At 28.3% G+C, this 870-nt stretch carries 1 protein-coding gene; it reads left to right on the top strand.

What is annotated here, in order from left to right:
- Positions 1-78 precede the first annotated feature (78 nt).
- Positions 79-816, top strand: coding sequence for an elongation factor P 5-aminopentanone reductase (ymfI, locus tag G3997_RS04585; RefSeq protein ID WP_296648803.1), 738 nt, complete (start codon positions 79-81; stop codon positions 814-816).
- Positions 817-870: the final 54 nt, after the last annotated feature.

Raw genomic sequence — 870 nt, 5'->3', positions numbered from 1 at the left:
TTAATTTTAAATATTTAGTATAATACTAGATATGAATAAATTCCAAATTTATCAAAAGGTTTTGAAAGGAATATAATTATGACAAAGAAAACAGTAGTTATAACAGGCTCATCTAGAGGTATTGGACGTGCTTGTGCTATATTATTTGCAAAAAATGATTACAATGTAATTATAAACTATAATAAATCAAAAGAATTAGCAGAAGAACTTTTCAATGAGTTAAAAGAAGAAGGATACTCTGTAGATATATTTAAAGCAGATATATCTAATAGRTTTGAAGCTAATTCACTTATTAATCATTGTATAGGAAAGTTTGGAAAAATAGATGTATTAATAAACAATGCAGGAATTAGCCAAAATAAACTTTTTACAGATATAACAGATGAAGACTGGAATGAAATGATGGGTGTCAACTTAAATGGTATTTTTTATACAACTCAAAAAGCTCTTCAGTATATGTTACCTGAATGTAGTGGTAAAATAATAAATATATCATCTATATGGGGAATGGTTGGAGGTTCTTCTGAAGTTCACTACTCTACATCAAAAGCTGCAATAATAGGAATGACTAAGGCCTTAGCAAAAGAACTTGGTCCATCTAATATTCAAGTTAACTGTATAGCTCCCGGGGTTATACAAACCGATATGCTAAATGGAATAGATGAAGAAATCTTAGAGATGTTAAGAGAAGAAACACCTTTAATGAGACATGGAACTGCTGATGATATAGCAAATTGTGCATTATTCTTAGCTAGTGATAAAGCAGACTTTATAACAGGACAAGTAATAAGTCCTAATGGTGGTTTTGTTATATAGCATTATTATAGAAAAAATACCTAAGTATATTTATATTTAATACTTAGGTATTTT

It is taken from the genome of Romboutsia sp. 13368, assembly GCF_018336475.1.
Classification (GTDB): domain Bacteria; phylum Bacillota; class Clostridia; order Peptostreptococcales; family Peptostreptococcaceae; genus Romboutsia.
Note: the sequence above shows the minus strand (reverse complement) of the source record. Positions and strands in the feature narration are given on the sequence as shown.